Raw genomic sequence first — 10,561 nt, forward strand, 5'->3', positions numbered from 1 at the left:
AGCGCCCTCGTCGACCGGGTCGACGAGGTGCGCGGCAAGACCGGTGACGCGCTGCGCGAGAACCTGTCGAATGTGCTGCTCAACCGTCAGCTCACCGAGATGGTGCGCGATGTGGTGCTGCCCTACGCCCCGGACGGTCTGGTGCTCGCGCCGTGGGACCGCGACCGCATCCACCGCTTGTTCGACGATCTCGAGTTCAAGGTGCTGCGCGACCGCCTCTTCGAGACCCTCGCGTCCGCCGAACCCGAAGCCGAGGAAGGTTTCGAAGTGCGCGGCGGGATCGTCGAGCCCGGGGCGCTCGGCGACTGGCTCGCCGAGCACGCCGTGGCAGGCGCCCGCCACGGATTGTCCGTCGCCGGGAGCGGCACCCCGTTCGGTGGCGACGCCACCGCTGTCGCCATCGCCGCCGCGGACGGTGAAGGTGCGTACGTCACCACGGTGGCGCTCACCCCGGAAGACGATGCGGCGCTGGCCGCGTGGCTCGCCGATCCCCGGATCGGGAAGGCGTTGCACGAGGCGAAGTCGGCCCTCCACGCGCTGCGGGGCCGCGGCTGGACCATTGCCGGGATCACCAGCGACACTGCTCTGGCCGCGTACCTGGTGCGTCCGGGCCAGCGCAGCTTCAAACTCGACGACCTGTCGCTGCGCTACCTCAAACGTGAACTCCGTGTCGAAGACACAGGGGCACAGCAACTTTCCCTGCTCGACGACGCGGACGCCGCCGATACCCAGGCAGCGGAAGCGCAGATCCTCCAGGCTCGCGCGGTGGTCGATCTCGCGGCGGCCCTCGACACCGAGCTGGCCGACATCGAATCGGCGCAATTGCTCACCGACATGGAACTGCCGCTCCTCGGTGTGCTCGCCGAACTCGAAGCCACCGGCATCGCCGTCGACTCCGATCACCTGCACGCTCTGCAGTCCGGTTTCGCGGCCGACGTGGCCACCGCCGCCAACGCCGCGTACGAGGTCATCGGCAAGCAGATCAACCTGGGCTCTCCCAAGCAGTTGCAGGTGGTGCTGTTCGACGAACTCGAGATGCCCAAGACGAAGAAGACCAAGACCGGATACACCACCGACGCCGACGCCCTGCAGAACCTGTTCGACAAGACCGGCCATCCGTTTCTCGAACACCTTCTCGCGCACCGTGAATCGACGAAGATGAAGACCACCGTGGACGGGTTGATCAAATCGATCGCCGACGACGGCCGTATCCACACCACCTTCAACCAGACCGTTGCGGCCACGGGCCGGCTGTCCTCCACCGAGCCGAATCTGCAGAACATTCCGGTGCGCACCGACGCGGGCAGACAGATCCGCGACGGATTCGTGGTCGGCGCCGGCTACGACCTGCTCCTGACCGCCGACTACAGCCAGATCGAGATGCGCATCATGGCGCATCTGTCCGCCGACGAGGGTCTGATCGAGGCGTTCAACACCGGCGAAGATCTGCACAGTTTCGTCGGGGCGCGCGCGTTCGGGGTGCCGATCGAGGAGGTGACGCCCGAACTGCGCCGGCGCGTGAAGGCCATGTCCTACGGACTCGCGTACGGACTCAGCGCCTACGGCCTCGCCCAGCAACTCAAGATCTCCACCGACGAAGCGAAAGAGCAGATGGAGGCGTATTTCAACCGTTTCGGTGGGGTACGCGACTACCTGCACAACGTGGTGGAGGAGGCCCGTAAGGTCGGCTACACCTCCACCTTGTACGGCCGTCGCCGCTACCTGCCCGATCTGACCAGCGACAATCGGCAGCGACGGGAGGTCGCCGAACGCGCGGCTCTCAACGCTCCCATTCAGGGCACCGCCGCCGACATCATCAAGGTCGCGATGATCGACGTGCAGAGCGCGCTGCGCGCGGCGAACCTGCGTTCCCGGATGCTGCTGCAGGTACACGACGAACTCGTGCTCGAAGTCGCCGGGGACGAGCGTGAACAGGTCGAGGCCCTGGTATGCGAGAAGATGGATTCGGTGATCGGACTGTCGGTGCCGCTCGAGGTGTCGGTCGGATACGGCCGCAGCTGGGACGCGGCCGCGCACTGACCGACAGCAGCGGCCCGGCCCGCTACGGGGCCGGGCCGCCGGGTCGTCGGTCGGCGATCAGCCCTGGGACTGCTCGGCTTCCGCGATCTGCTTGCGCACATCTTCCATATCGAGCGCCTTCACCTGCGTGACGAGGTCTTCGAGCGCGGCCGGCGGAAGCGCGCCGGGCTGGTTGTAGACGAGGACGCCTTCGCGGAATGCCATGATCGTGGGAATCGACCGGATATTCGCGGCAGCGGCGATGGCCTGTTCGGCCTCGGTGTCCACCTTCGCGTGCACCACATCCGGGTGCTGGTCGGACGATTTCTCGAAGGTCGGGGCGAACTGCTTGCAGGGTCCGCACCAGTCGGCCCAGAAGTCGACGAGCACGATGTCGTTGCTCGTGACGACCTCGTCGAAGTTCTGCTGTGTGAGTGTTTGGGTTGCCACGGTGTTCCTTTCGGTCGGGCGTGTCGACGGTGTCAACCTCCGGGCACCACCGATTCTTCCCGAACACGCTACGTGAATCGCGGTGGTCCCGGGGCGGCCCGGCGGGATGTGGCCGGGAACACGCATTCAGGCCACCGGAACGGACTCCGCGGCACGGAAGGTACGCCGGTACGCCTGAGGGGTGGTGTGGCGCAACCGGAGGAAGTGCCGGCGGAGCACAGCCGCGGTGCCGAACCCGGCGCGGTCGGCGACGACGTCGACGGGAAGGTCGGTGTTCTCGAGCAGGCGCTGGGCGACGAGGACACGCTGATCGCGGAGCCACCGCGCCGGGGTGGTGCCGGTCTCGGCCGTGAAGTGGCGCGCGAAGGTCCGCGGCGACATGTGCGCCCTCGCGGCGAGCGCGGGCACGGTCAGTTCCTGGTCGAGATGCGCGGTCATCCAGTCGATCAACGGTGCCAGGGCATCGGATGTGCACTCGGGCAACGGCATGGCCACGTACTGGGCCTGCCCGCCGTCGCGGTGTGGGGGCACCACCATGCGGCGTGCGATCGTGTTCGCGACGTGCGAGCCCTGTGCGGAACGGACGATGTGCAGGCATAGATCGATCCCGGAGGCGGTACCCGCGCTGGTGAGCACCGGGTCGTCGTCGACGTAGAGGACATCGGGATCGACGAGTGCTCTCGGGAACCGCGCGGCGAGTTCTGCGGTGTGCATCCAGTGCGTCGTGCAGCGCCGGCCGTCGAGCAGGCCCGCGGCGCCCAGGACGAACGCGCCGCTGCACATGCTCGCCACCCGGGCGCCGCGCTCGGCGGCCGCCCGCAGTTTCACGAACAGGGGCTCGAGATCGGCGGTCTCGGGGCCGGTGCCGCAGACCGACGCCGGGCCGGGTCGCGCGGCAACGTCGGTGCCGCCGGCCGGGACCAGGATGAGGTCGGCGTCGTCCAGCCGGTCGAGGTCGTACGGAACGTCGATGGTGTAGCCGAACCGGGTCTGTACCGGTTCGTGGCTTCCGGCGATCAGGGAGAAGTCGTAGGTCGGCAGCCCGTCGTCGGAACGATCCAAGCCGAAGACCTCGCACGCGACCCCGAGTTCGAACTGCTCGACGCGGGGGAGCAGGGGCAGCACCACTTTGCGCAGCATGCTGCCCAGTCTGCCAGCGGCATGGCAGAAAAATGAGTGTTTCTGTCATTTCTGCCACTGTTCTCGCGTGGGGTGCCGCGCGACGCTGGTGGCATGATCGCACTACTGCTTCTGCTCCTGATCACCTTCCTGATCCTGGACGTCCTCGCGCTCCGCGACCGACTTCCCGACACGCACGCTGAGGCAACGCAATTCGGCAACTACCGGTTCTGACCCGCGCGGTTCCGACTCCCGTCGGCCCCGCGGTTCACACCACCCGCCATTCGTGTTTGGCCCTGCCGTCCCACCGCCGGATCCCGGCACTCGTACCGGACAGATCCCGGCCCCCGGCGCCGGTCGCCACGATCGCCGCGCCGATGCGGCTCGCGGACACCCGCCGCGCCAGCGTGACATGCGGTGTCCACTCACCCGGACGGATGTGCCGGGGGATGCCGGGGCACTGCGCGAGCAGGTCGAAGACCGACGCGTGCAGCTCGAGCAGTGCTGCGGACGGCACCACCAGCCGCGCCAGCGTTGCGTGGCGGTCGCCGAACACCACCACGCCACCGAGCCGGACCGGGATCGGTGTCCCGTCGATTCGCTCCCGCATCACACCCTCGATCCCAGGCGGAATCGACTGCGCCACAACGAGAGTAATGTGAGGGCGGTTCGACTCGGCACGGATCCGGGCCTGGCTGTCGAGCCCCGCCGACAGCAGCGCCGCCCACTCGGCGCGCACGGCAGCGTCGAGTCGCGCGTCGAGCAGCAGTTCCACCGACTGCACCATGGTGGGTAATGATTGCCCTGTGACCCCATCGCTCGCAACGCCCGAACCCCAGCGCATAGGACTCCTCGAAGGAGACGGCATCGGACACGAGATCGTGCCCGCCACCCGCCGCGTCGTCGACGCCGCGGTCGCCGCGGCGGGCGGACCGGCGATCGACTGGGTGACGCTCCCGCTCGGTGCCGACGCCATCGCCACCCTCGGCACTCCGGTACCCGACTCCACGCTCGACGCCCTCGCCGAACTCGACGGCTGGATCCTGGGCCCCCACGACAGCGCGTCGTACCCCGAGCGGGGCCGATGGACGTGGTGATCGTGCGCGAGAACACCGAGGGCTTCTACGCCGACCGCAACATGGCGGTCGGCAGTGGAGAATTCATGCCGACACCCGATGTGGCGCTCGCGGTCGGCGTCGTCACCCGCGCGGCCTGCGAACGTATCGCCCACACCGCGTTCGACCTCGCCTCCCGCCGCAGCAAACGGGTGACCATCGTGCACAAGGCCAACGTGCTGCCGCTCACCACGGGACTGTTCCGCGACGTGTGCCGGCAGGTCGGCGCCCTCTACCCCAGCGTCCGGGTCGACGACGAGCACGTCGACGCCATGGCTGCCCTGCTCGTCCGCCACGCCTCCGAATTCGACGTCATCGTGACCGAGAACATGTTCGGTGACATCCTGTCCGACCTCGCCGGCGAACTGTCCGGCTCCCTCGGGACCGCGCCCTCGCTCAACGCCTCGGCCCGCAAGGCCATGGCGCAGGCTTCACACGGCGCCGCCCCGGACATCGCCGGCCAGGACCGCGCCAATCCCACCGCGCTCATCCTGTCCGCGGCGATGCTGCTGGACCGGCTCGGAGTCACCGGCTACACCTATCTCACCGCCGCCGCGCGCAGCATCGAACGGGCGGTCGACGCAACCGTCGAGGCCGGCATCGCAACCGCGGACCTCGGCGGCAGTGCGTCGACCACCTCCTTCACCGAGGCCGTGCTCGCCCGCACCCACGCTCGCTGAGGTCTCGCAGCCGGGTATCGTTCCCGTGTGGACGAACCCTTGCGACGCGCAGCACCCGCCCGTCGGCGCCGGTCGCTCGCGTGGGCACTGACAGCGTTCCTCGCGCTGGGCGCACTGTCCGGTTGCGTGGTCAACACCGAATCGACGGTGCCGCCGGGCGAGCGGGTCCGTGCCGAGAAGGTCGACGAGATCGCGGCACAGCTACCGGCTCCGCTCGCGGCCGCGGGACAGCTGAAGGTCGGCGTCAACGTTCCCTACGCTCCCAACGAATTCAAGGACGACAGCGGCGCCATCGTCGGTTTCGCGGTCGAACTGGTCGATGCGCTGGGCGATGTGCTCGGCGTCGACGCCGTGTTCAACGAATCCGACTTCGACCGCATCATTCCCGCAGTGCAGGCCGGCACGTTCGACATGGGATCGTCCTCGTTCACCGACACGCTCGAACGGGAACAGTCGGTCGACTTCGTCACCTACTACAGCGCCGGGGTGCAGTGGGCGCAGCGCGTCGGCGAACCCGTCGATCCCGCCGACGCGTGCGGGATGCGGGTCGCGGTGCAGACCACGACCATCGAAGACCTCGAGGAGATACCCGCGAAGAGCCAGGCGTGTCTCGACGCGGGCAGACCCCCCATCGACAAGGTCAAGTACGACAGTCAGGACGAGGCTGCCAACGCGCTGATCCTCGGCCGGGTCGATGCGCTGTCCGCCGACTCACCGGTCACCGCATACGTCATCGCGCGCAGCGACGAGCGACTCGAAGCGGCGGGACCCGTCTTCGACGCCGCACCCTACGGTTTCGTGGTGGCCAAGGGCTCGCCGCTCGGACCGGTGCTGCAGCAGGCGATGCAGCACCTCATCGACACCGGTGTCTACGGCCGGGTCGCCGAACGCTGGTCGATGGAGGACGGCACCGTCACCACGTCGCAAATCAATGCGGCCACGAGCTGAGAAGGGAGCCCGATGAGCGAGCACACGCATTCGGCAACCGATGTGCGCGATGGGGAACCGGAACCGATCCGGGCGGTGCCACTACGTCGGCCCGGCCGGTGGATCGCCGGCATCGCGGTCGCGGTCGCGCTCGGGCTGTTGCTGTGGGGCGCCGCCACCAACGACGCGTATCGCTGGGATATCTACGGCCAGTATCTGTTCGACCGCCGCATCACCGCCGCCGCCTGGAAAACCATTCAGCTGACCGTGCTGGCGATGGTGATCGCGGTTGCGCTCGGCGTGGTGCTCGCCGTGATGAGGCTCTCGACGAACCCCGTCCTCAAATCCGTGTCGTGGCTGTATCTCTGGGTGTTCCGCGGCACACCGGTGTACGTGCAACTCGTGCTGTGGGGACTGTTCCCCTCGATCTACAAGCAGCTCGACATCGGAATCCCGTTCGTGCACCAATTCGTGCACATCGACCTGCAGGGCATCGACGCGGCGTTCCTGTTCGCCGTCATCGGTCTCGCCCTCAACGAGGCCGCGTACATGGCCGAGATCGTCCGCGCGGGCATCGGATCCGTACCCGAGGGGCAACTCGAGGCCTCGACCGCGCTCGGATTGTCGTGGGGGCAGACCATCCGGCGAACCGTGCTGCCGCAGGCCATGCGGGTGATCATCCCGCCGACGGGCAACGAGTTGATCAGCATGCTCAAAACCACCTCGCTGGTCGCGGCCGTGCCCTACAGTCTCGAACTCTACGGCCGCGCCCGCGACATCTCGGGCGCGAACTTCCAGCCGATCCCGCTGCTGCTCGTCGCCGCCACCTGGTACCTGGCGATCACCAGTGTGCTGATGGTGGGACAGTACTTCGTCGAACGCCACTACTCGCGAGGACTGAGCCGGCAACTGACCGCCCGGCAGCTCCAGGCCCTCGCCAATGCCCAGGACGCACCCGTCGTGATCGAACCCGACGCGTCGACCGACCCCGACACCCCCGGAGGCGAACGCAAGTGACGGCACCCCGAATCGACCCGCCGATGGTTCGTGCGGAGCGGGTCTGCAAGAACTTCGGCGCGGTGAAGGTGCTCAAGGGCATTTCCCTCGACGTGCAGCGGGGGCAGGTGACATGCCTGATCGGCCCGTCCGGATCGGGAAAATCCACCTTCCTGCGCTGCATCAATCACCTCGAACGGGTCGATGCGGGCCGCCTCTACGTGGACGGCGACCTGGTGGGCTACGCCGAACGCGGCGGAAAGCTGCACGAACTGCACCCCCGCAACGCCGCGAAGCAGCGCCGCGACATCGGCATGGTGTTCCAGCACTTCAACCTGTTTCCGCATCGCACCGTGCTCGGAAACATCATCGAGGCCCCGATGCTGGTCAAGAAGATGCGACGCGAGCACGCCGTCGACCGGGCACGCGACCTGCTCGACCGGGTGGGGCTCGCGGAGAAGGCCGATGCATATCCCGCCCAGCTCTCGGGCGGACAGCAACAGCGTGTGGCGATCGCGCGGGCGCTCGCGATGGAGCCCAAGCTCATGCTGTTCGACGAGCCGACCTCCGCGCTCGATCCGGAGCTGGTCGGGGAGGTGCTCGCCGTGATGAGGGATCTCGCGGCGGCCGGCATGACCATGGTGGTGGTCACGCACGAGATGGGATTCGCCCGCGAGGTCGCCGACCAGCTGGTGTTCATGGACGGCGGGGTCGTCGTCGAATCCGGCCGGCCGAGCGAGGTGCTGAGCAATCCGCAGCACGAGCGCACCCGAGGGTTCCTCTCGCGCCTCCTCTGAGGGGACTCAGACCGGTTTGCGGCTGCAGAAGATCGCCGTGCCGGGGAAGATCTGCCCGCGTAGCGGGCTCCATTGCCCCCACTCGCGGTCGAGCCACTCCGGCCATTCGGGTTCGACGATGTCGTACACCTCGAGCCCCGCGCCGACGAGTTCGCGAACCCGGTCGCCGACGGTGCGATGGTGTTCGACGTAGGTCGCGGTGCCGTCGTCGTCGAGCTCCACGTACGGGGTGCGATCGAAGTACGGGAACATTGCGAGCAGGCCCTTCTCGCCCGGATCGTCGGGAAAGATCCACCGCATCGGATGGTTGACGGCGAACACCCACAGGCCGCCCGGCCGCAGCACCCGCGCCGCCTCGCTCATCACCCGCGCCGAATCGGCCACGAACGGGACCGCGCCGAACGCCGAGCAGACCACGTCGAAGCTTCCGTCCCGGAAGGGCAGGTCTTCGGCGCCGGCCTGCACGAGCGGCACCCGTTCGCCGCCGCGGTCCATCGCCGCCGTCCCGCGGGCGAGCATGCCCATGGAGATGTCCAGTCCGACGGGTCGGGCGCCCTGCCCGGCCAGCCACCGCGCACACGGCGCGGACCCGCAGCCGATCTCGAGCACGTCCTTGCCGGCCACGTCGCCGAGCAGGCGGACATCGCCCTCGTGCAAGCCTTCGGGGCACCACACGAAATCGCCCTCTGCCGAATCGACTCCGAGGAACTCGCCGTGGGTCCGGTGATAGTCCTCGGCGTCGGCGTCCCACCAGCTGCGGCTCGCGCGTTCGCTCTCCACGGAGCCCAGCCGCATCCGGCCGACCGTGGATGTGCCCAGCAGGGTGTTCGCGGTGGCGTGCCGGTCGTCGGGCGCGGGTTCGGACGGTATGCCGGAGGCGGGTTCGTGGCTGGACATGGGCTACAGGGTAGAGGTGGGTGCGTTCGGGGACCCGGCCTGGTTTGCCCAGCTCCCATCGGGGCGCGTAGCCTTGTCCACGCGAGTGTCCGCTGCTCGGCTCTATGGGTCGGACGGCGTCGCCCGTCGCGAAGCGTACGACGTCTCGATGTAGTGGTCGTCTCGCGTGCCCGACCGAATTTAACCAACCGACTATCAACCCGTCCGGAGCAACTCAACACATGGCCTCCACCACCGTCACCTCGCCGCAGGTAGCCGTCAACGACATCGGCTCCGCCGAGGATTTCCTCGCCGCCATCGACGCCACGATCAAGTACTTCAACGATGGCGACATCGTGGAAGGCACCATCGTCAAGGTCGATCGCGACGAGGTGCTGCTCGACATCGGTTACAAGACCGAAGGCGTCATCCCGTCCCGCGAGCTCTCCATCAAGCACGATGTCGACCCCAACGAGGTCGTGTCGGTGGGCGATGAGGTCGAGGCCCTGGTCCTCACCAAGGAGGACAAGGAAGGCCGCCTGATCCTGTCCAAGAAGCGTGCGCAGTACGAGCGCGCCTGGGGCACGATCGAGGAGCTCAAGGAGAAGGACGAGGCCGTCAAGGGCACCGTCATCGAGGTCGTCAAGGGCGGCCTGATCCTCGACATCGGCCTGCGTGGCTTCCTGCCCGCGTCGCTCGTCGAGATGCGTCGCGTCCGCGACCTCCAGCCGTACGTCGGCAAGGAGATCGAGGCCAAGATCATCGAGCTCGACAAGAACCGCAACAACGTGGTCCTGTCGCGCCGTGCATGGCTCGAGCAGACCCAGTCCGAGGTCCGCAGCGAGTTCCTGCACCAGCTCCAGAAGGGCCAGGTCCGCAAGGGCGTCGTGTCCTCCATCGTCAACTTCGGCGCCTTCGTCGATCTCGGCGGTGTCGACGGCCTCGTGCACGTCTCCGAGCTGTCCTGGAAGCACATCGATCACCCGTCCGAGGTTGTCGAGGTCGGCACCGAGGTCACCGTCGAGGTTCTGGACGTGGACCTGGACCGCGAGCGCGTGTCCCTGTCGCTCAAGGCGACGCAGGAAGATCCGTGGCGTCAGTTCGCCCGGACCCACGCGATCGGCCAGATCGTCCCGGGCAAGGTCACGAAGCTGGTTCCGTTCGGTGCGTTCGTGCGCGTCGAAGAGGGAATCGAAGGCCTCGTGCACATCTCCGAGCTGGCCGAGCGCCACGTGGAGGTCCCGGACCAGGTTGTCGCAGTCGGCGACGACGCGATGGTCAAGGTCATCGACATCGACCTCGAGCGTCGTCGTATCTCGCTGTCGCTGAAGCAGGCGAACGAGGACTACACGGCCGAGTTCGACCCGTCGAAGTACGGCATGGCCGACAGCTACGACGAGCAGGGCAACTACATCTTCCCCGAGGGCTTCGATCCCGAGACCAACGAATGGCTCGAGGGCTTCGAGAAGCAGCGCGAAGAGTGGGAGTCCCGGTACGCCGAGGCCGAGCGTCGCCACAAGATGCACACGGCTCAGATCTACAAGATGGCTGCCGCCGAGGCCGCCGAGGCTGCAGCCGGCGT

Annotated in this window: 9 protein-coding genes and 1 pseudogene; 6 read left to right on the forward strand and 4 right to left on the reverse strand. The window is 67.7% G+C overall.

The genetic code is table 11. The features are described from left to right. The coding region (gene polA, locus Q8814_RS20930) for a DNA polymerase I (protein WP_330153919.1) at positions 1-2,040 on the forward strand (2,040 nt) is incomplete at its 5' end. 57 nt (positions 2,041-2,097) lie between these two features. On the opposite strand, the gene trxA is transcribed toward polA, so the two are convergent. From trxA to Q8814_RS20945, 3 genes are all read right to left on the reverse strand, one after another. Further along, entirely contained in the window at positions 2,098-2,469 is a 372-nt protein-coding gene (gene trxA / locus Q8814_RS20935) for a thioredoxin (RefSeq protein ID WP_330153920.1), read from the reverse strand. A gap of 126 nt (positions 2,470-2,595) precedes the next feature. Then, positions 2,596-3,609, reverse strand: coding sequence for a GlxA family transcriptional regulator (locus tag Q8814_RS20940; RefSeq protein WP_330153921.1), 1,014 nt, complete (start codon positions 3,607-3,609; stop codon positions 2,596-2,598). Between the two features lie 247 nt (positions 3,610-3,856). Beyond that, positions 3,857-4,375: a 2'-5' RNA ligase family protein gene (locus tag Q8814_RS20945; RefSeq protein ID WP_330153922.1), complete on the reverse strand. Its 519-nt coding sequence runs from the start codon at positions 4,373-4,375 to the stop codon at positions 3,857-3,859. Between Q8814_RS20945 and Q8814_RS20950 the strand changes: the two are divergent. The 4 genes and pseudogenes from Q8814_RS20950 (at position 4,374) to Q8814_RS20965 (ending at position 8,103) form a co-directional block, all read left to right on the forward strand. Beyond that, a pseudogene (locus tag Q8814_RS20950) lies at positions 4,374-5,383 on the forward strand (isocitrate/isopropylmalate dehydrogenase family protein). The gene Q8814_RS20945 and the pseudogene Q8814_RS20950 overlap by 2 nt on opposite strands. A gap of 87 nt (positions 5,384-5,470) precedes the next feature. Then, positions 5,471-6,331: an ABC transporter substrate-binding protein gene (locus Q8814_RS20955; RefSeq protein WP_330153926.1), complete on the forward strand. Its 861-nt coding sequence runs from the start codon at positions 5,471-5,473 to the stop codon at positions 6,329-6,331. A 12-nt stretch (positions 6,332-6,343) separates the two neighbouring features. Beyond that, positions 6,344-7,327, forward strand: coding sequence for an amino acid ABC transporter permease (locus Q8814_RS20960; RefSeq protein ID WP_330153923.1), 984 nt, complete (start codon positions 6,344-6,346; stop codon positions 7,325-7,327). 23 nt (positions 7,328-7,350) lie between these two features. Beyond that, positions 7,351-8,103 carry an amino acid ABC transporter ATP-binding protein gene (locus Q8814_RS20965; protein ID WP_330153927.1) on the forward strand — a complete coding sequence of 251 codons (753 nt, stop codon included), beginning with the start codon at positions 7,351-7,353 and terminating at the stop codon, positions 8,101-8,103. A 6-nt stretch (positions 8,104-8,109) separates the two neighbouring features. On the opposite strand, the gene Q8814_RS20970 is transcribed toward Q8814_RS20965, so the two are convergent. Next, a complete protein-coding gene (locus Q8814_RS20970) occupies positions 8,110-9,000 on the reverse strand; it encodes a class I SAM-dependent methyltransferase (RefSeq protein WP_330153924.1) in 891 nt (296 codons plus the stop codon). A 221-nt stretch (positions 9,001-9,221) separates the two neighbouring features. On the opposite strand from Q8814_RS20970, the gene rpsA reads away from it, so the two are divergent. Continuing rightward, positions 9,222-10,561 (forward strand): 30S ribosomal protein S1 (gene rpsA, locus Q8814_RS20975; RefSeq protein ID WP_330153925.1); only part of this gene is annotated, 1,340 nt, incomplete at its 3' end.

The organism is Rhodococcus chondri (assembly GCF_036327435.1).
Lineage (GTDB): Bacteria > Actinomycetota > Actinomycetes > Mycobacteriales > Mycobacteriaceae > Rhodococcus > Rhodococcus chondri.